At 55.1% G+C, this 20,559-nt stretch carries 18 protein-coding genes and 1 pseudogene; 13 read left to right on the forward strand and 6 right to left on the reverse strand.

Annotation, left to right across the window (positions count from 1 at the left end):
- Positions 1-12: 12 nt before the first annotated feature.
- On the forward strand, positions 13-1,143 hold the full coding sequence (locus EQG79_RS18065; protein WP_129603021.1) for an efflux RND transporter periplasmic adaptor subunit: 1,131 nt from the start codon (positions 13-15) through the stop codon (positions 1,141-1,143).
- 81 nt (positions 1,144-1,224) lie between these two features.
- Positions 1,225-4,671 carry an efflux RND transporter permease subunit gene (locus EQG79_RS18070; RefSeq protein ID WP_077924206.1) on the forward strand — a complete coding sequence of 1,149 codons (3,447 nt, stop codon included), beginning with the start codon at positions 1,225-1,227 and terminating at the stop codon, positions 4,669-4,671.
- Between the two features lie 346 nt (positions 4,672-5,017).
- Here the strand turns inward: EQG79_RS18070 and EQG79_RS18075 are convergent, their stop codons facing one another.
- Both EQG79_RS18075 and EQG79_RS18080 read right to left on the reverse strand, forming a co-directional pair.
- Entirely contained in the window at positions 5,018-5,284 is a 267-nt protein-coding gene (locus EQG79_RS18075; RefSeq protein ID WP_129603023.1) for a hypothetical protein, read from the reverse strand.
- Between the two features lie 174 nt (positions 5,285-5,458).
- Complete coding sequence (locus EQG79_RS18080; RefSeq protein WP_129603025.1) at positions 5,459-6,253, reverse strand: carbohydrate-binding family 9-like protein; 795 nt, start codon at positions 6,251-6,253, stop codon at positions 5,459-5,461.
- Positions 6,254-6,496: 243 nt separating this feature from the next.
- On the opposite strand from EQG79_RS18080, the pseudogene EQG79_RS18090 reads away from it, so the two are divergent.
- The 6 genes and pseudogenes from EQG79_RS18090 (at position 6,497) to EQG79_RS18115 (ending at position 13,100) form a co-directional block, all read left to right on the forward strand.
- Positions 6,497-7,651 (forward strand): annotated as a pseudogene (locus EQG79_RS18090) (S8 family peptidase).
- 106 nt (positions 7,652-7,757) lie between these two features.
- Positions 7,758-9,083, forward strand: a complete 1,326-nt coding sequence (locus EQG79_RS18095) for a hypothetical protein (protein WP_129603031.1) — start codon at positions 7,758-7,760, stop codon at positions 9,081-9,083.
- A gap of 517 nt (positions 9,084-9,600) precedes the next feature.
- Positions 9,601-10,881 carry a metallophosphoesterase gene (locus tag EQG79_RS18100; RefSeq protein WP_129603033.1) on the forward strand — a complete coding sequence of 427 codons (1,281 nt, stop codon included), beginning with the start codon at positions 9,601-9,603 and terminating at the stop codon, positions 10,879-10,881.
- A 63-nt stretch (positions 10,882-10,944) separates the two neighbouring features.
- A complete protein-coding gene (locus EQG79_RS18105) occupies positions 10,945-11,799 on the forward strand; it encodes a dienelactone hydrolase family protein (protein WP_129603035.1) in 855 nt (284 codons plus the stop codon).
- Positions 11,800-11,930: 131 nt separating this feature from the next.
- On the forward strand, positions 11,931-12,266 hold the full coding sequence (locus EQG79_RS18110; RefSeq protein WP_129603037.1) for a hypothetical protein: 336 nt from the start codon (positions 11,931-11,933) through the stop codon (positions 12,264-12,266).
- A 72-nt stretch (positions 12,267-12,338) separates the two neighbouring features.
- Positions 12,339-13,100, forward strand: a complete 762-nt coding sequence (locus tag EQG79_RS18115) for a cytidine/deoxycytidylate deaminase family protein (protein WP_129603040.1) — start codon at positions 12,339-12,341, stop codon at positions 13,098-13,100.
- Here the strand turns inward: EQG79_RS18115 and EQG79_RS18120 are convergent.
- Positions 13,082-13,480 (reverse strand): gamma-glutamylcyclotransferase family protein, encoded by a 399-nt coding sequence (locus EQG79_RS18120; protein ID WP_129603042.1) that lies wholly within the window; start codon positions 13,478-13,480, stop codon positions 13,082-13,084. The genes EQG79_RS18115 and EQG79_RS18120 overlap by 19 nt on opposite strands.
- A gap of 82 nt (positions 13,481-13,562) precedes the next feature.
- Between EQG79_RS18120 and EQG79_RS18125 the strand changes: the two genes are divergently transcribed.
- Together EQG79_RS18125 and EQG79_RS18130 are read left to right on the forward strand one after the other, a co-directional pair.
- Entirely contained in the window at positions 13,563-13,769 is a 207-nt protein-coding gene (locus EQG79_RS18125; RefSeq protein WP_077924197.1) for a hypothetical protein, read from the forward strand.
- Positions 13,770-14,306: 537 nt separating this feature from the next.
- A complete protein-coding gene (locus EQG79_RS18130; protein WP_129603045.1) occupies positions 14,307-15,590 on the forward strand; it encodes an Hsp70 family protein in 1,284 nt (427 codons plus the stop codon).
- 194 nt (positions 15,591-15,784) lie between these two features.
- Here EQG79_RS18130 and EQG79_RS18135 read toward each other — a convergent pair whose 3' ends face one another.
- Positions 15,785-16,273 (reverse strand): GtrA family protein, encoded by a 489-nt coding sequence (locus EQG79_RS18135; RefSeq protein WP_077924194.1) that lies wholly within the window; start codon positions 16,271-16,273, stop codon positions 15,785-15,787.
- 591 nt (positions 16,274-16,864) lie between these two features.
- Here EQG79_RS18135 and EQG79_RS31050 point away from each other — a divergent pair.
- The 3 genes from EQG79_RS31050 (at position 16,865) to typA (ending at position 19,448) form a co-directional block, all read left to right on the forward strand.
- Positions 16,865-17,005, forward strand: coding sequence for a hypothetical protein (locus EQG79_RS31050; protein ID WP_165358920.1), 141 nt, complete (start codon positions 16,865-16,867; stop codon positions 17,003-17,005).
- Between the two features lie 48 nt (positions 17,006-17,053).
- On the forward strand, positions 17,054-17,350 hold the full coding sequence (locus EQG79_RS18140; protein WP_129603047.1) for a PqqD family peptide modification chaperone: 297 nt from the start codon (positions 17,054-17,056) through the stop codon (positions 17,348-17,350).
- Positions 17,351-17,633: 283 nt separating this feature from the next.
- Positions 17,634-19,448 carry a translational GTPase TypA gene (gene typA / locus EQG79_RS18145; protein WP_077924192.1) on the forward strand — a complete coding sequence of 605 codons (1,815 nt, stop codon included), beginning with the start codon at positions 17,634-17,636 and terminating at the stop codon, positions 19,446-19,448.
- Positions 19,449-19,694: 246 nt separating this feature from the next.
- Here the strand turns inward: typA and EQG79_RS18150 are convergent, their stop codons facing one another.
- Positions 19,695-19,889 (reverse strand): hypothetical protein, encoded by a 195-nt coding sequence (locus tag EQG79_RS18150; RefSeq protein WP_129603049.1) that lies wholly within the window; start codon positions 19,887-19,889, stop codon positions 19,695-19,697.
- 69 nt (positions 19,890-19,958) lie between these two features.
- Positions 19,959-20,558 carry a hypothetical protein gene (locus tag EQG79_RS18155; RefSeq protein WP_077924191.1) on the reverse strand — a complete coding sequence of 200 codons (600 nt, stop codon included), beginning with the start codon at positions 20,556-20,558 and terminating at the stop codon, positions 19,959-19,961.
- Between the last annotated feature and the right edge of the window lies 1 nt (position 20,559).

The following is a 20,559-nucleotide window of genomic DNA, read 5'->3' on the forward strand; positions in this document are numbered from 1 at the left end:
CAACACCGAATCATGAAAGCATATTACGCTATTGCCCTGACCACGAGTTTGCTGATGGCTTGTGGGGGAGAAAAGAAAAACGACCTGGAAGGCAAACGCGCCGAGCTGAGCGAGCTGAAAGCCAAGCAGGCCGAACTGAACACCCAGATCAAAACGCTGGAAGGCGAAGTGGCCAAACTCGATCCGAAGAAGAAAGAAGAAGCCCGGGTAAAAGACGTCGTGGTATCGCCGATAACGGCCAGTACGTTCCGGCGGTATGTAGAGCTGCAGGGTACGATCGATGCCAAAAACAACGTACAGGTGTCGCCCAAGTCGGGCGGGGCGGTAACGGCGGTTTACGTGGTAGAAGGGTCATCAGTGCGGGCGGGCCAGCTGCTGGCGCGACTCGACGACCAGATTCTCAGGACCTCGCTCGAAGAGATAAAAACCCAGTTGTCGCTGGCTAATACGGTTTTCGAAAAACAGGCCAACCTTTGGAAACAGCAGATCGGAACCGAGATCCAGTACCTGCAGGCCAAAAACAACAAAGAGTCGCTCGAGCGTCGGCTGGCTACCCTGAACTCGCAGCTGAGTCAGTCGAACGTAACGGCTCCCATCTCGGGGGTTGTCGATAAAGTGCTAGCTAAGGTAGGGTCATCGGCAGCGCCGGGCGTACCCATGTTTCAGATCGTAAACCTGTCGCAGCTGAAGGTAAAAGCCAACGTGGCCGACACCTATGCGGGTAGTGTGAAGAAGGGAGATGAGGTCATTGTACGCTTCCCCGACGTGAACCGGGAGTTGAAAACCCGCGTGAATTTCGTGTCGACAACGGTTGATCCGCTGAGTCGGACGTTTACCATTGAGGCTCCGCTGCCATCGGACCGGTCGCTGAAACCGAACATGCTGGCGCAGATCAAGATCAATGACGTAAACAAGTCCAATGCGCTGGTCATCAATCAAAACCTGATTCAGAACACCGAATCGGGTCAGCTGGTCTACGTGGCCGTGAACGAAGGCGGCAAGAAAGTGGCCAAGTCGCGGAAAATTACGCCGGGGCAGAGCTACGGCGGGCAGATTGAAATTATCGCAGGCCTGAAACCCGGCGACCAGTTGGTTACCCAGGGCTACCAGGAACTGACCGACGGCACACCGATCAACTACTAATGGATTTTCGGGCATCGGTACGGGCTAACGCACATCATATTGCCCATATGGCTGCCGGAAAAACCAAAAACTGATTTCTTGATGAAAGCAGAACACATAAAAACACTCGGTTTCACGAACTGGTGCGTAGAGAACCGAACGGCCATCTACATCTTCACCGTCATCATTACCCTGGGCGGCTTGCTGGTATACAATAACCTGCCCAAGGAGCAGTTTCCGGATATTAAAGTGCCGACGATCATCGTAACGACGGCCTACTTCGGAACGGCACCGGCCGATATCGAGAATACGATCAATAAACCGATCGAGAAGCAGATTAAGTCCATTTCGGGGGTAAAACGCCTGAAATCGAATGCCTTGCAGGATTTTTCGCTGATAACGGTAGAGTTCAACCCCGACGTTGAAACGGCCGAAGCGCTGCAGCGGGTGCGCGACGCCATCGACAAAGCCCGGCGCGACCTGCCCCAGAAGATGGACGACGGCCCAACGGCGCAGGATGTGAACTTTTCGGAGTTTCCGATCATGAATATCAACCTGGCCGGTAACTTCTCGCTGAACCAGCTGAAGACCTATGCCGAAGACATGCAGGATGCCATCGAGGCCATGCCCGAAATTAGCCGGGTCGACATTGTCGGTGCCCTGAAGCGTGAGATTCAGATCAACGTCGATCTGCCTCGGATGCAGTCGGCGGGTCTGGCCTTTACCGATATTCAGCAGGCCGTACAGGGTGAAAACGTAAACGTATCGGGCGGGGAGCTGAACCTGGAAGGGGTTCGGCGGACGCTGCGCGTAAAAGGCGAGTTTTCTGACGTTCAGGCGCTGCAGAACCTGCAAATCCGGACTGCCACAGGTGCTACCATCCGCCTGGGCGACGTAGCCGACGTGCGCGACTCGTTCGAAGAGCAGCAGGATTTTGCCCGGCTGAGCGGCAAATCGGTCGTAACGCTGAACGTTATCAAACGGGCGGGGGCCAACCTGATTGCGGCTTCGGACCGGATCGAAGCCACGATCGATGAGTTCGAGGAAGACCGTTTCCCGCCGGGGCTCGACGTAACCGTTACCGCCGACCAGTCGGAGCGGACCCGGGCCGAAATCAATGACCTGGTCAACACCGTTGTTCTCGGGTTCATTTTTGTGGTGCTGGTCCTGATGTTCTTCATGGGCATCCGCGACGCCATTTTCGTGGGCTTGTCGGTGCCGCTGTCGGCGCTGGTAGCCTTTGTACTGATGCCGGTCGTTGGGCCGGTCGTGGGCGCTGCGTTTACGCTGAACACCATTGTGCTGTTCGCCTTCCTGCTGGGTCTGGGTCTGGTCGTGGATGATGCCATTGTGGTGATCGAAAACACCCACCGGCTGTTCAACCAGCATAAGGACTGGGATATTAAACAGGCCGTAAAAGCCGCAGCCGGCGAAGTATTCGTGCCCGTACTGTCGGGTACGCTGACCACCATTGCGCCGTTTTTCCCGCTGCTGTTCTGGCCCGGTATTGTGGGTGAGTTCATGAAGTTTCTGCCCCTGACGCTGATTCTGACCCTGTTTGCGTCGCTGTTTGTGGCTTACGTCATGAACCCCGTCTTTGCGGTGTCGTTCATGAAGCGTCACGACGAGGAACATGGCGACGAAAGCGATACCAGCTTCGACACGATCAAGCGTCCGCTGATGATCATGACCGCGCTGGCTGGCGTAGGCTACGTCATTGACCGGGGTATCGGTAACCTGTTCGTGCTGTTCATCATTCTGTACGTGTTCAACCACTACGTGCTGACGCCCCGCATCATCGTGCCCTTCCAGAACAAATGGCTGCCCAAGCTGATGCGCGGGTATCGCCGGCTGATCTCGTGGGTGCTGACAGGCTGGCGGCCGGTAGTTGCCATCGGCAGCATGTTCGTACTGCTGATCGTAACGTTCGTGCTGATGGGCATCGTGCAGCCGAAGGTGATCTTCTTCCCCAGTGGTGATCCCGACTACGCCTATGTATATAACGTGATGCCGGTAGGGACCGACGCCCGCGTAACCGACTCGGTAACCCGGGTCATTGAGCAGCGGGTGTTCAAAGTTCTCAAGGATGAGAAAGCAGAAAACATGGTGAACTCGGTCATTGCCAACGTGGGTAAGAACGCGGGTGACCCGTTCAACCCTGACCGGAACGCCACGCCCCAGAAGTCGAAAGTAACGGTGGCCTTCGTAAAGGGGCAGGATCGGGGTGGTCGCTCGTCGGCCGAGATTCTGGAAAAGATACGGGCGGCCGTGCAGGGTATTCCGGGTACCGAAATATCGGTCGAGCGCGAAGCCAACGGCCCGCCAACGGGTAAAGCCATATCGATCGAGATTGCGGGCGAGGAGTTTGCCGAACTCACCAAACTGGAGAAAGCGGTTCGTCAAAATATTCAGCAGGCCGGTATTGAAGGCATTGACCAACTGAAATCGGACCTGATCACCAACAAGCCCGAGATCGTTATCAACATCAACAAGGAAAAGGCCCAGCGCGAAGGTATTTCGGCCCAGCAGGTGGCGTTTTCTATCCGTACGGCCCTGTTCGGCTCGGAAATATCGAAGTTCCGCGATGCCAAAGACGAGTACCCGATTATGGTCCGGCTGAAACAGAACGACCGGAGCCAGATTGAGCAGCTGCTGAGTCTGAACATCGTTTACCGCGATATGAACCTGGGCGGTCAGCTGCGTCAGGTGCCGATCTCCGCTGTAGCCGACATCAGCTACTCGACCACGTTCAGCCAGATCAACCGGAAAAATCAGGAGCGGCTCGTTACGCTGAGTTCCGATGTGGTACCGGGCGCCAATGCCAACGTCATTAACGGGCAGATTCAGCAGGTAATCAACCAGATGGAGATTCCGAACGGGTATTCGGTGAAGCTGGGTGGTGAGCAGGAAGACCAGCAGGAGTCGGCTACGTTCCTCGTTACGGCTTTTGGCGTGGCTATTCTGCTGATCTATCTGATTCTTTCCACGCAGTTCAACTCGGTCGTGAAACCGCTGATCATCTTTTTCACCATTCTGCTGTCGCTGATTGGGGTACTGCTGGGTTTCATGGCTACGGGCAAAACCTTCTCGGTGATCATGTCGGGCGTAGGGATTATTGCGCTGGCGGGTATCGTGGTAAAAAACGGGATTCTGCTCATCGAGTTTATCGATGAATTGCGAGGCCGGGGCGTACCGCTGCGGGAAGCTATCATCGAGGGCGGAGCCACGCGTCTGACGCCGGTACTGCTGACGGCATCGGCGGCTGTACTGGGTCTGATTCCGCTGGCAACCGGTCTTACCGTTGATTTTGTGGGTCTGTTCCGCGACCTGGCACCGAACGTCATTATCGGTGGCGACAGCGCCGTGTTCTGGAACATCCTGGCCTGGACGATCATTTACGGACTCACGTTCTCAACGATTCTGACGCTGGTCATTGTGCCTTGTATGTACTGGGTCAACGAGCGCATCCGGATGAAGTGGTTCGGCAAGAAAGACCCCGCGCTGGAGATGCAGCAGCAACAGAAGCCAGCCGAAGAGCTGGTGTCGTAAGCCGTTGTTATACCGTTTTCTAATGCATAAAATGAAGAATGGACGCTGAGCAACCGGCGTCCATTCTTCATTTTATGCTACCAAAGCCGCCCTACGTTCGCGGAGATGATTGACGCTGAAAACCAGGAAAGACACAGGCAGGTCCGATACGTTTATGGGTTGCCTGGAGAAGATACATGTTGACCTTAGTCGGCTCGAAAGGCTGCCTTTTTTACCCCCCAGCCCCCTAAAGGGGGAGTTAGCCCCGCCGAATGGGCTCCCCCTTTAGGGGCTGGGGGGTAAAATCCGGCTTCCCAAACAATCTTTTACCTGCAAGACTGTTGATCCGGTTAACATCGACCCATAGTTATGGCTGGATGTTACGGCTACTCAGTTCGGCCTGGATGGCCTTGTAGTTATCTTCATTCTTTTTACCACCGCTGCCCAGAATGCCAAAGGCGACAAACAACACCAGCAGCTTGATCAGAGAAGCCCCGCTTATAGCTGCCCAAAAGAGGACACCCAGAAACGCACCCAGAACAAAGGCCCAAAACAGTCGTTGCTTCTTGATTTTTGCGTTCTCGGCTAGCAGTTCGTCTGCGGTAAAGGTTGAATAGTTGGTCGTAGCGGGCATAGTTAAGGACTGTTTTTGTTCGAAAAGTGAATATTGACAAAAGTGAGGTAAAACGCAACCTGAGTTATGTCCTTTCAATACAGGCTTTTAAGGGGCGGTTGAGTCAATGGCAGACAAATAAAACCTGGATAGCAGATAACCCGGAAGGCCAAAGTCAATCAATCTGCACCTGCCTTACTCCTCAAATACAATCTGGCTCCATTTGTCGGGCTGGTGGGTGTCGTACTGGCCGTGTGGACTCATAACCATGGCCGGGTGTGGCTGTAGCTCGGTACCCGAAACCATAATTTTCTGAAATCGGCCCAGAAACATACGCCAAAGGTCGCCGGGGCGGGGCGGCAGACTCCGGCCGTTGGCCAGCCAGGTCAGACTTGCCCACGGAATGGCAATTTCGAGGCTCCAGCCCTGATCTATATCACTGGCATCGTTCAGCGTACCGTCGATCTGTACGGCCGTTTCGAGGCCTGGCAGGTCGTAATTCAGGAAAGCCCACCGCAGGCCGCGCGGGTGGGTGCCGTACCAGAACGATGCGCCACTGCGGTCATAATCGCCCCCAAACGTCAGGGCCTGCGGGTGGAAAACATCAAACTGCGGTACGTCGAACCGGCTGCCGCGCTGGTAGGCATCTTTCCAGATAAAAAACACTTCGTAGATCGTATTGCGGGCGTTTACCTCCAGCTCATAATAGCAGTCGCCCCCGTCGATGAAGAGTTCGAGGTCGCTTTCGAGGAAAATGATCGAGTCGCGTTCGGTCAGGTGAGCTTCTACGTTCGGCTCTTCGGCCCGGAAGGCGATGTACAGGTGTGTGTCGTTCCAGAGGATAGAGGCCTGCGTGTTGTACAGCGTCTGACCTCCCGTTACCATATCGACAAAGCGAGGGCTCCAGGTGGCGTTTTGCCAGACGGCTTTGCTCAGATCGCCATCGACCAGGATGGTATCCGAAATTTTTTTGGCAGAAAAGGGCTGCATAAGACTGGCTGTGCGGGTTGGAGCGCTCAAGTTGACAAAAAATCAGGTTGCCTGTTTCCGGGCCCGACGCTTTTTCCGACAAATCGACTGAACCAACCGACCCGCTTCGGACGGTTGAGTATCTCCGCTGCGTTTTGCCGCAATAATCACGTTCTAAACCCTCATAAACCAATGAACCCATTAAACGAACAACACCACCCACAACCCATCGTCCCGGTTGAACGGCCTCAGCAGGTCGATGTTATGCTGGAACTGATACAGACCAGCTCATTCATTCAGGCTACCACGGCGCGCAGTACGTTCAACGTCAGTGGTAAAAACCTGACGGCCGCCGTACTGGATACCGGTCTTCGCACTACCCATGTCGATTTTGCCGGCAAGGTTGTAGCCCAGCGGAACTTCACGACCGATAACGGGGGCAACGTCAACAACGCTAGCGATGGCAACGGACACGGTACCAACGTAGGCGGCATCATCGTAGCCAATAAGATCAATATCGGGATTGCCCCTGGTGCGAACATTGTGCCGCTCAAGGTCTTATCCAACACCGGTGGCGGTTCGTTTACGGCGGTGAGAGATGCGCTCCAGTGAGTGCTGAATAACCACGTAGCGCATAAAATATCGGTGGTAAACCTATCGCTGGGCGATTCGGGCAACTACCCGAACGACGATGCTTTTGCGGCCGATGGCGTTCGGGATCTGATCAAGAAACTGTCGGCCAAACGGGTGGCTGTTGTGATTGCCGCTGGCAACGATTTCTTCAGGCATAACAGCAAGCAGGGCATGGGCTACCCCGGTATCTGCCGCGAAGCCATCAGCGTTGGGGCCGTTTATGACGCTAACGAAGGGGCTTTCAGCTACCTCAGCGGGGCCAAGGCGTTTTCGACGGGCCCGGGTCGCCTGACGCCGTTTACCCAGCGTCTGCACGAAACCAGTCACGCAGCCTGCCGTACGGACATTTTCGCGCCGGGAGCGCCGATTACTTCGTCGGGGATCACCTCCGATACGGCGTTTTCCATTCAGCACGGCACCAGCCAGGCGTCGCCCGTAACGGCGGGGGTGGTGCTGCTGCTGCAGGAGTATTATCAGCGGGTTGCCAAGACGCTGGCTGTACGGTATCCGGCAACGTTCAAGGCGCCTTTCCTGCCGTCTGTTCCCTTGCTGGTCCAGTGCCTGCGCGAAGGTGGGGTGGCCATAAAAGACGGCGATGATGAGGACGACAACGTGGTCAACACCGGCCTGACCTATATCCGCCTGGACGCATTACTGGCGCTTCGCCGGATGAGCCGTTACTTCCGCCGGTACCTGCTCCTGCCTTTCGACGAACAACAAACGACCAACCCGAAAACAGAGATGCTGGTCGAACACGAAGTGCCGGAACTGGCGCTTCAGGACTGAGCCGACTTATCTGACTATTTATTTATGAAGCCGCGCCCAACCCGGGCGCGGCTTTTGTATGGGCTGAAAAGTAGAGAAGTTACCAACCGACTCTTTATCAGCCAGTATGAGAACAACAAACCACCTAACTACCACGCTGGGCCTGCTGGCATTAACCAGTTTGAGCCTGATCGGTTGCTCGGGCAACCAGGAAACGGCCGACACCGCTGTTGCCCCGCCCACGTATAAGCTGATACCCGCCAAAAAAGTCCTGTTCAACTCGTTCGTTGACTGCAACATGGCCGAAGCCTGGGTAGGCGATACATTCCGGATTTTTCCGGGTAAGTACGGCGAAGATCCGCTCTGGGGCAACGCCCGCGATCTGAAATACGCCGACGGAAAACATGCCGAAGAGGCTTTTGCGAGTAAAGCCAGTGATTTTACCGAGCCTGTCATGCCTAAAAACGTACCCGTCGGTACGCCCGGTCTGCACGGGGCAGTCTGGTTCGAGACGGTCTACCAGGACCCAACCGACAAGTCGGGCAAGACGCTCTACGCCGTTTACCACAACGAAAACTACCCCGCTACCCTTCCCTACGATTCCGCAACGGGCGAAGGGTACATCGACAAAAAATGGCCGCAGGGCCTGACGGGACCCACCTCGCCGGCCGCGGTTTGCCGGATTGGCATTATGAAATCGACAAACGGAGGTAAAGCCTGGGAGAACAAAGGGATATTCATCGAAGATCTGCAACCGCGCCTGATCATGAAGCCCCACAACACCTCCAAAACGTTTGCGGGGGGCGTCGGCGACCCGTCGGCGGTGGCCAGCGGAGACTATCTGTACCTGTTCTACGGCGAGTACGGCTATCCTGGTCAGTACGAAGAGAAAGCCTACGACGCGCAAAAAGAATGGAGTGGCCAGTGCATCAGCGTGGCCCGTATTCGGCTGAGCGATCTCGATAATCCGGTTGGTAAAGCCCGACGCTGGGACGGCAAGGGGTTTAACGCCCCCCATAACGGTGTTGGAGCGCCTATTGCGGCTCTGCAGATCCCGCGCGAAGCGGGTGGCGGGGCGGCCTCTTCGCCAACGGGTGGTTTCTACTGGGGACCGTCGGTAAGCTGGAATACCTACCTCAATGGCTGGGTCATGCTGATGGGTAAGGTAACGGGCTCATCCTGGGCGGGGAGCAGCATCCATATTTCGTTCAATCCGCACAAAGACCTGGGCGAAGCCATGCAATCGCAGGCCTGGTCGAAGCCCAAACTGCTGCTCGACAAACCCGGCTATTTCCTCTGGTACCCGTCTCTCCAGCCCATGAACACCCCCGACGATGTTGCCAACAAACACACCTGCCTGCGCCTGGGCCAGCGCGCCCGCCTGTTCGTGAAAAATATCAGGCCCGAAAAGAGCGAATACAAATCGGAACATATCATCGAATTCGTGAAATAGGGCCGGGATACGGTATTCCCCGATTCCCTGGTTTTCCCCGGCCTGAAGGCCGGTGCTATTCATTGGCGGAATAGGTGGGGTGGTCGAATCAACGGCGACCAATGAATAGGCCCGGTTTTCAAACCGGGGATTGAGGAACGGTCGGTCGGGCGTACGGTTTTCCCCGGCCTGAAGGCCGGGCCTATTCATGGTCAGAATGAATGAGGTGGTCGAATCAACGGCGACCAATGAATAGCCCCGGCATTTATGCCGGGGGATCAGGGTTCGGTCGGGGTGTACGGTATTTCCCGGATCCCTGGTTTTCCCCGGCCTGAAGGCCGGTGCTATTCATTGGCGGAATAGGTGGGGTGGTCGAATCAACGGCGACCAATGAATAGGCCCGGCATTTATGCCGGGGCATCGTATATACCGATCGGCCGGGGCATACCCGAATGCATCACGACATCAGATAAATGGATGTAAAACTTTACAGACCCCGATTCCGTTAGCCAAAGGCAATCCCTCACTGGTTTTCTTCATGAATCGCACCGCCTTCTTTTTTGTTCTGCCTGCCATAATGCTGCTGATCGACTGGTATGTCTGGCAGGCTGTCAAAACCCTCAGCCGATCAACGACTGAGAACACACAGCGTATCATTGCCATCGCGTACTGGGGCTTCACGGGCCTGTCGCTGTTGATTTACGTAGCCATGCAGTACCTGCCCCCCGACTCGTTCGGCAAGAACACGCGCACGTTTCTCTGGGCTACCATCGCTATTCCGTACTTTTCCAAAATCTTCGCCGTCCTGATTCTGTTCATCGACGATATCGGGCGGTTCTTTCGCTGGGTGGTGTCGCTGTTCTACAAGCCGGAAGTACGCGAAACGGTCGTAGATCCTACCCGCCAGACCATACCGCCTACCGACGCTATTTCACGGTCCGATTTTTTGATGAAAACGGCCCTCGTGGTTGGCGCGGTACCGCTGGTGGGCTTCTCGTGGGGAATCCTGTCCGGCGCGCACGATTACCGCATCCGACGGGTGAAATTGCCGCTCAAAAACCTGCCGTCGGGCTTCCACGGCATGACCATTGCCCAACTGTCCGATATCCACTCGGGAAGTTTCTTTAACCGGACGGCCGTTCGGGGTGGGGTCGATATGCTGCTGCGCGAAAAGCCGGACGTCGTATTCTTCACGGGCGATCTGGTCAATAGCCATGCCGACGAAGTCAACGAGTTCATTACGATTTTCGACAAGGTAAAAGCCCCGCTGGGTGTTTACTCGACCCTGGGTAACCACGATTACGGCAAGTACGTGCAGTGGCCGAGTGCGCAGGCCGAACGCCAGAACGTACTTAACGTCATTGCTGCTCATAAACAGATGGGCTGGGACATCCTGCTGGACGAACACCGGATGCTCGAACAGAACGGCGATCAGCTGGCGCTCATCGGGGTGCAGAACCTGGGATTTGGGCCAGCCGCACTGCGGGCGGGCAACCTGGCCAAAGCGTACCAGGGTACCGCCGATGCACCGGTTAAACTGCTCCTCTCCCACGACCCGACGCACTGGGATGCGCAGGTACGGCCCCAGTATCCCGATATCGACGTGCAGTTCAGCGGCCATACCCACGGTGCGCAGTTCGGTGTTGACCTTGGCGACGTACGGTGGAGTCCGGCGCAGTATTTTTACAAGCAGTGGGCCGGTCTGTATCAGGAAGGCAATCAGCGGCTGTATGTCAACCGGGGCTTCGGCTACATTGGTTACCCCGGCCGGGTCGGTATTTTGCCCGAAATCACCATTTTTGAGCTTACCAAAGCCTGATGGCTAAAACCACAACCTTGCTCGTTTCGTTACGTTCCTGATTCATCCCAATCAAAACACTCCATGAAAACAATTATCATTACCGGCATCACGCTGTTGACCTCTTTCTTCTCGATGCTGTCGCCAACGAAGCGCGAAGAAACCCGAATTCCGGTTTGCCATGGCGGCAACGACATGTCGGCTATGGCGGCCGATCCGGCTTTCCAGCAACTCCATAAGGCTCCCCTACCCTTTACCTATACCGGTGCGGGGGAGATGATCAAATTCTCGACGCCCGATGGCCAGTCGGCCAATGGATTCCTGCTCAAATCAAAGAAAGCCTCGAACAAATGGCTGCTGGTTTATCAGGAGTGGTGGGGCCTGAACGACAACATCAAACAGGAAGCCGAAAAATTCTACAACGACCTGAGCGATGTGAACGTACTGGCCGTAGATATGTACGACGGGAAAGTGGCCACCGAGCCGGCTGAGGCCGGTAAACTGATGCAGGGGGCCGACAAAAACCGGCTGACGAGCATCATGAAAGGGGCTATTGCGTATGCCGGTCCAAAAGCTGAATTTGCGTCGGTGGGCTGGTGCTTCGGTGGTATGCTGTCGCTGCAGTCGGCCATGCTGGAAGGCAAACAGGCCAAAGGGTGCGTCATGTACTACGGTCGGCCAGAACAGGATGTAGAGAAGCTCAAAACCCTCCAGACCGACGTACTGGGTATTTTCGGCAGCCGCGACAAAGGCATCTCGCCCGAGTCGGTAAAACAGTTCGAAGAGAACATGCAGAAGGCTGGCGAAAAAGTAACCGTTAAGATGTACGACGCGGGCCACGGCTTTGCCAACCCCAGCAACCCCGTCTACGACAAAGAAGCCACCGCCGATGCCTATAAGCTGGCCCTTGGCTACCTGAAAGATAAACTGAAGGCCTAAGAGGCTGTAACTCATCTATGCAAACCCCGGGGCACTAAACATCCCCGGGGTTTGTTTTTTATGGATACAGTAAACCTTTCGCCGGTTCGATTGTCTAACAGGTAAAGGTTGAACACTAAACGCACTCGACTATGAACACGATAAAACCCATGCCACTCCTGACGGCCCTGATGCTGGTCGTGGTGATGGCTAGCTGTGGTCCCTCGTATGTTGGCGTTCGCACGGCTCCTGCTCCCGCCTATGGCTATGGGTACGGGCCTTATTACGGGGTTCGCCCCTACCCGCCCGGCTACTACCGCCGTCCGCCGGTGATCGTACAACGCCGGACCTACGTAGTGCCTCGCGGCCGGTATTACAACAGCCGTCCCTCATACAGCCCAAACGCCCGGAGCAACAACGGCTATCGGGGCAACAATGGCTACCGGAGCAACGGAAACGCATACGGTCGCTCACGCGGACCCAGGTAAGCATAGATAGTGCCTGACAATGGCCGGTACCGATCCCTGCGGGGGTCGGTATTTTTTTGTAGTTTCAGACCCATGAAACACAAATACCTTCTTCTGGTTACGGCTGTATGTCAACTGCTTATGTGGGTGCGGGCCGATGTGGCGCTGGCTGGCTACCCCCAAACTCCCCGGGCCAGGGCCGATACCGGGCGCATCGAAAACGCAACCCCGCCCAACCGGGCCGCCCTGATGGAGGAACTGACGGCCCTCCCCTGCGGCATCACCCCTGCCGATACCAAAGCTGCCATCTTCCGGAAAATCAAAAACTACCTCGATCGCTACCAGCCCGACGCGGCTTATCCGGAAGACCGCTATGCCAAAGCCGCCGTCGACTGGGCCCTAAAAGGCGTTTTGGCGGGCGGGTACGGCATCGGGGCGGTACTGGTCGACGGCCGGGGGCAGATTCTGCATGGCGCCTACAACCGCCAACGCCAGACCGGTCGGTCAGACCTGCACGGGGAGATGGCGCTACTGACCGATTTCGAAACCCTGCCCCAGTTCCGAAAATACCAGTCGAAGGGAAATTTTACCGGGGGCGGTACTACCATCTACACCGAGCAGCTTCGGCTCTACACCTCTGCCGAACCCTGCCCCATGTGCTTCGTTCGGGTGTCGATAGCGGGCGTCGATACGCGTTACGTAACAACCGGGCCCGATGATGGGATGAATGCGCGTGCCAGTTGCCTGCCGCCGTTCTGGTACCAGCTTAGCCAGAAACACCCGGTAGCGCAGGCTCAGACGGCCCCCGTACTGCGTCAGCTGGCTCACTGCCTGTTTTATTCGTTTATGTTGTAGGTTCCTGACGCAACCAGACGAGCCTTGTCAACGGGCCAGTTGTACAGATACACCCAGCAGTCGAGAAGGGTACCGTTGCAGACCACCGTGACAACGCCCCGCCTGTACTCATCGGTCGGGTCGGGTGGGTTGCTGACGCCCTCATAATGGTCGAGCTGGTCGAGTATGGTCTTATTTTTGCCGAAGTCATAGACAGAGCCCCGAACAAGCGCTGGGCCGCTGGGATCGTGAACAACGCCCGGGTACTGACCGAGGTCGAAGAGCCGTCCGGGCAGGGTGCCATCACCGATGTATTGGGCCGATGCGCGCAGGAGCTGGGCAAACGGGTTGTTGAAACCAGGGCGCAACGTGCCGTAGACGAACAGATAAGTTGGATCCATGTGTCTTGTGAATCATAAATTTACGTTACCATTCAGGACTAATATGCTCCTAATTTCGTTACTGACAAAACAGGTTGATACTATGAAGAAGACAACGTTACTGATAGCCCTGGTGGCTTCGGTCATTTTGGTGGAGGTCCCGCTCGAAACCAGGGCCTCGGCTGGTAAGGCCCCTACCGAAGCGGCTATCTTCAAACGCAAGCGCAAAGGTTACAAACCCAAACGGGGTGGCCTGTTCAATACCGGTCTGTTTCGCAAGAAAAACCCCTGCGGCTGCCCTAACCACTAGTCGTATCTAGGATAACAGGCTCCGAAGATCACTCAGTTTTATCGGGATGCATATAGAATACGCTGCGTCCGTTCCTTTTTCTGTCTGTTTCGATAAGCCCTTCTCCCCACTTGTCGGCTTCCGGCACGTCCATTGCCCGTTAGAGGTTGTTTTGGGGAATGAATTGATGTGAATTCCACTTGCCCGAATGGCTACCGTTTCACCCCCCAGCCCCCTAAAGGGGGAGTTAGCTCCGCCGAATGAGCTCCCCCTTTAGGGGGCTGGGGGGTGAAACGGCAGCCCATAGAGCCGACTAAAGTCCGCAGCATCTTCCCCAAAAAACTCTTAGGGCGTAGGTATCCGAAGCCGCACGTCTCAGCCGCTTTGCCTAAGATGCCGGGTCTCAGGCAGTAGGGGCTGCGCTGAACCACTGGCCCGTGGTAATTCTTCTGACCAGCGCGCTGACTTTAGCGCGTAGTGGTTAATTTTAAGCTTGCCCAATCGGGTAAGCAGAACAAAACGGGCCAGTTATCTGAAAAGGGCGTTTAGCGTAAACGAATGACAGCAATTTCCTGCGGAATCGATTTTGGTACCTCCAACTCAACCATCGCCATCGACCAGGCCGGTACAATCAGTCTGGTACCGGTCGAAGAATCACACGTAACCATTCCGAGTGCTATTTTTTTTCGGCGCACCGACAACCGGGCGCTGTACGGGCGGGCCGCTGTCAACGCCTTCTTCGACCGGCAGGATGGCCGGTTTATGCGAAGTCTGAAACGGGTGCTGGGCACGTCACTCATGAAACAGGGTACGCAGGTCAACGGCACACCCATGAATTTCAGCATCATCATCACCGCTTTTCTCCGGCATCTGAAAGATAAGGCCGACGCCCAGGCGGGCAGCAGTATCGAAAATGTGGTGATGGGCCGACCTGTTCATTTTGTCGATAACGACCCCTCGGCCGATACCCAGGCGCAGGCCGAACTGGAGGTAATTGCTCGCCGGATCGGATTTAAACACATTGATTTTCAGTACGAACCAATTGCGGCTGCCTTTGCCCACGAAGCCCGGATCAGTGGAGAGAAACTAGCCATCGTTGCCGACCTGGGCGGAGGTACGTCTGACTTTACGGTGATCCGGCTATCGAAGCAGTACATTCATAAGCCCGACCGGTCGTCCGATATTCTGGCCAATACCGGCGTTCGGATCGGCGGAAATGATTTTGATAAAGCGCTGAGCCTGGCGGGAATTATGCCCGAGCTGGGCTACCGGACTACCTATGGCGCCAAACACCTCGAGGTGCCGCTCAAGCCTTTTCATGACCTGGCCGAGTGGAGTAAGGTAAACTTCCTCTATACGCCCAAGGTGCTGATGCAGACGCGGCAGCTGCTCCACGAGTCGCACGATAAGCCACGCTACCGGCGGCTGGTATCGGTACTTGAGCAGGAAACGGGACATATGCTGCTGGCGGCCGCCGAAGACGCTAAAATTGCCCTGTCAGATGAGCCGTCTCATCAGGCCATCTTCGATTTCATCGAGCCGGATTTTGTATTACCCATTGGCCGACAGTTGTTCGAAGAAGCTATCGACGAGCAGGTTGAGCAGATTATGGATTCGGCCCGGGCGTGTTTGCAGCAGGCCGGTGTGGGAGCGGCCGATATCGATCTGGTTATTCTCACTGGCGGCTCTACCGAAGTACGGTCGGTGCAGGCAGCTTTCAGCCAGCTGTTTCCGAAGGCCGACATTGCCGATCAGAACAAACTCTCCAGCGTTGGCCTGGGCCTGGGCTACGACAGCCACTACAAATTCGGGCAGCCCCGACAGTCGGCTACCGTATCCTGACGACAACCGGGGTTGAAACCACCGAAGAAATCTTACTCTTGTAGAATAATAGATTTTATTCGCGTTATGAATAGAAACTATACGGTTGGCGGGGCATTGGTCGGGCTGAATCTGTCGCTGTATGTGGGGCAGATAAAATAAAAATAGCGAGTGGTGCGTCAAATCGCTGATAATGAACGTCTAATTCGTGCTGATTACAGATTCAGCAGCGCTTTCAGCTTATCGTAAAAGCCCGTGTCGCGAAACGTAAATCGCTTGTGCAGGATGTAGTTGCTGATAAAGCTAAGCCCCATCCCAAAGACCTGCGAACCCAGTTTGTTCAGGTTGACGGCCTTCACCGAAAATGGAATCAGGAGGGTGAACGGCTCCGCCCGGCTGACCGAAAAGTCGTAAAGCCAGGACGCCCCGTAGACGGTAATCAGGCAGGAAACGATAGAAACCATCGTGAACTTGATGGCTTCGCGCTGGGTCTGGGCCGAGTTGCGGGCGTTGAAGGCAAACAGCTTGGTGAGCACAAACCCGACCAGAAAAGCGACGATATAGCCAATAAACAGGGCCTCCCGGTAACTGACCCGAAACCACTCCTGCAATAAACTGCCCGCCAGCAGCTGCACCGTGGCTCCAATAGCCGCCACAATAAAATACGCTAGAACATCCCGGCGGTTAAAAAGCTCACTTGCCATAACGAAGCGGGAGAAGACAAGTGAACGAAAGAAGAAAGGTCATTAGCACTCGGTTATAAATCATTACTAGTCAGGCTAACTAAGCCTGTTGTGGAGCAGACAACTATCAGATTACGGGTGGTATGGGCCGTTTTTTAACCCGGTTTATCGGTGCCACCAGTCCGTTGACGGGACAAACTTAGTAAGCTAAACTCAATTCAGAGCCCTATGTTTCCTGCTTTTGCCGACCGATAAAGCAATTTGCCCCGCTTGCGTCGCCTGTCAAACGCCGGCCCACTCCGACCCGGTAGCCGCCTTGGGTTAGATGGGGCAAGCCTTACGAACCTGCAACCCGCCGGCGAATTCATCCCCTATCGGTTAACAGAAACTGAGCTCAACGGGAAACTTACCGCTCATCTGGCCGTCTCAGTGCTGTTGCGTCTGGATCGACACGATATACGCCTACCCGACTGCCGAAGCTGATCGCTTTCTGGATAGTCCGAATGATCCGGTTGCAACAACGCTTGTCGGCGCTGTACGTCATCACCGGCGCGCTGGACGAGTCTGGAAAACGAGCACCCAGGCAGCAGTCTGTCAGCCACTTATAGTTATATGCATCCAAAAGAAACCAGGCCGCCCGGCGGGTCGCCCAAAAAAGCGTACAAAACACCCAAGCTGAAAACACTGGGAAACGTCAAAAAACTAACCCTGAAAGTAGGGTCCAATGTCGATGGGTTCGGCTCATTTGGATAACCGTACTACCGGCCGCACCCACCTGGACTTTTCCTCTTTCTTACGAAAATGTTCTTACATCCGGATACCCCTGTTCAACTCGTGTCGAACCAGTCATCGTCTGTTCTTGGCGAAGAAACCATCGTTTTGCAGTACGAGGCCGGTATGTATTACGAGCTGAACGAAATGGGTGGGTTTATCTGGTCGCTGCTTCAGGCCAACAAGGGAATGACAGTCGGGCAGATTCGGCAAAAACTGCTCGATGAGTTCGAGGTCGACGCCGTGGTGTGTCAGCAGGAGTTAGTGCAGTTTCTGGATGATCTGCTTCGTGAAAAGCTTATCGAGATTACCGCGCCTGTTCCGTAAATTCCGGGTGTTGAGAGTCAACGAGCGGCTGGCCGCCCTGGTCTGGTGGAACTTGTTGATGCAATTGGCTTTTTGGGGCAGCTGAAACGAGATCGGCTGGTGCCAGAGTGATGAGACTGGTTCACCTGCCCGGAGCTGACGTACTGGTATAATCTATAAAAATAGTAAAATAGAACAATAAAAAGAGAGACAGGCCCTTATTCGCTCAAATGACATTAATAAATTGTAAAAATCTGTTTATCAGCTTACTTTTTCGTATCTTTGCGGTTTGAAATAGAGGAGTATGCAATCCATCCGCAATATAGCCATCATTGCCCACGTTGACCACGGCAAAACGACACTGGTCGACAAAATTATTCACGCGTCGAAGCTCTTTCGGGACAATCAGGAATTTGGCGACCTGATTCTCGATAACAACGACCTCGAACGCGAACGGGGTATCACCATCGTTTCCAAGAACGTATCGGTGCGGTACAAAGACGTTAAGATCAACATCATCGATACCCCGGGCCACAGCGACTTCGGCGGTGAGGTAGAGCGCGTGCTGAAAATGGCCGACGGCGTTTGTCTGCTGGTCGATGCCTTTGAAGGGCCGATGCCGCAAACGCGCTTCGTACTGGGCAAGGCGCTGGCGCTTGGTCTCAAACCAATCGTGATCGTTAACAAAGTCGACAAAGAAAACTGCCGGCCCGACGAGGTTCACGAGCAGGTGTTCGACCTGATGTTCAACCTGGGCGCTACCGAAGACCAGCTCGACTTCCCGACCGTTTACGGCTCGTCGAAACAGGGGTGGATGGGACCGGACTGGAAAACGCCGACCGACAACATTACCTACCTGCTCGATACCATCGTTGACACCATTCCGGCAGCACCGATGAACGAAGGTCTGCCCCAGATGCAGATTACCTCGCTCGACTATTCGGCCTTCGTAGGTCGGATTGCCATCGGCCGGGTGCATCGCGGTACGCTGAAAGAAGGCGCCAACATGGCCCTGGCAAAAGCAGATGGTACGATCAAGAAAGTGAAAATCAAAGAACTTCAGACGTTTGAAGGACTTGGTAAACTGAAAGCTACGGAAGTAGCCTGCGGAGACATCTGCGCTGTAACGGGTCTGGAAGAGTTCGAGATTGGCGATACGCTGACCGATATCGAAAACCCCGAAGCACTGACTCGTATCTCGGTCGATGAGCCGACGATGAACATGCTCTTCACGATCAATAACTCGCCCTTCTTCGGTAAGGAAGGTAAGTTCGTGACCTCGCGTCACCTGCGCGACCGCCTGTACAAGGAGATCGAGAAGAACCTGGCCCTGCGCGTTGAACCCACCGACAGCGAAGACCGCTTCCTGGTCTATGGTCGGGGTATTCTTCACCTGTCAGTCCTGATCGAGACCATGCGTCGCGAAGGGTACGAACTACAGGTCGGTCAGCCACAGGTGCTGTACAAAGAAGACGAAAACGGTCAGAAACTGGAGCCGATCGAGACGCTGGTCGTTGATGTTCCCGAAGAAACCGCCGGTAAAGTAATCGAGCTGGCTACGCAACGGAAAGGCGAACTGCTGATCATGGAGCCGAAAGGCGACCTGCAACACCTGGAGTTCGACATCCCATCGCGGGGGCTGATCGGGCTGCGTTCCAACGTGCTGACCGCTACCTACGGGGAAGCCGTTATGTCGCACCGGTTCAAGGAATATCAGGAGTTTAAAGGGCCTATCCCCGAGCGGATCAACGGCTCGCTGATTTCCATGACCAGCGGTACCGCCACGGCTTATTCGATCGACAAACTCCAGGATCGGGGTGTGTTCTTCATCGAGCCGGGCGACGAAGTCTACACCGGTATGGTTATCGGCGAACACAACCGCCAGAACGATATCGTGGTGAACGTACAAACCGCCAAGCAGCTGACCAACATGCGCGCGTCGGGTTCGGACACGAACGTGAAGATCGCGCCGAAAATCGCCCTGTCGCTGGAAGAATCGATGGAGTACATCCAGAAAGATGAGTACCTGGAAGTGACACCGAAGTCGATGCGGATTCGCAAGATCTTCCTAGACGAGAACGAGCGCAAACGGAATCAGAACAAGTTTGCCATGGCCTAAGTCATCAAGCCATTCCTATAAAAAAAGGGAGAACCACAGCGGTTCTCCCTTTTTTTATGCAGCTAATTATGGGGTGTAACTCAGCCGCCATTGGAGCCGATTAACGTCCGCAAATATCCTCTCCAAACAAGCTCAAAAGAGACGGCTGGGGGTAAAAGGGATGCCCTTCGAGCCTACTATAATCAGTACGTGTCTTCCCTAAACAAGCTCTTAGAGGGTCGGGGATATACCGGCTACTTCAACCAATCAGGATGGTTTGATGAGCCGGAACGTCAGCGTATTTCGTAACTGTTCAGGTGGGGCCGTTGTCGAACTAACGTCATTATACGTAGCCTGAATCGGATTGGTGTGAGCGGCCATAAAAGCCGCCTGTCGGCGCGTATACTGATAACCTGTAGCGAAAAGCGCGAGGCCACATACTGCCATTATAAACTTTTTCATATTTGTCGAGTAGTGATGCTAGTTGCTGGCAACTATGTAAAGCAACGCATAGTTACAGATATTGTTTCTTTAAAATGACACACCGGCCCGAATGGTCAGGCGGTTATACAATCTGGACTCATTCCGGCTGATTACGTCACCGCTAATCGGCTTCTGCACAAAAACATACTGACGTTTATAGCCAACGGTCAAAATAAAGGCCGAACTGGCTGGTCGGCCCAGGCGCAGACCCAGGCCGGGATTGAGCATCAGCCCCCCGTTGGTTTCGTAACCGGTAGACCCCTGGTGAAGCCACGCGAAGCCGTAGCCCGCATCGGCCATACCAAACAGACGGACGTTTTTGCGCGGATGCCGGACAAAATCGAACCGGATGCCGGCCCCGACGGGCATCAGCAGCGCTGCCCGGTACCAGTCGATGCCAACCACGCCACCAACGGCCAGCTGCCTGGTCAGCTGAACGCCGTTGAACGTCTGCGCCGTGAAGCTGACTTTATTCTCGACCGTTACGTCGGGTCCGGTAGCTGTCTGGGTGTAGGCCACCCGCCCAAACAGGCCGCCCAGCTCGGTATAATTGACGAACGGTCGGCGAGGTAGATCGATCTGGGCCGTAGCCGGGGTACCCAGCAGCCCGATCAGGACTGCCAGGCCTATACCAGTGATGAACTTCATG

Source organism: Spirosoma sordidisoli (genome assembly GCF_004138325.1).
GTDB classification, from domain to species: domain Bacteria; phylum Bacteroidota; class Bacteroidia; order Cytophagales; family Spirosomataceae; genus Spirosoma; species Spirosoma sordidisoli.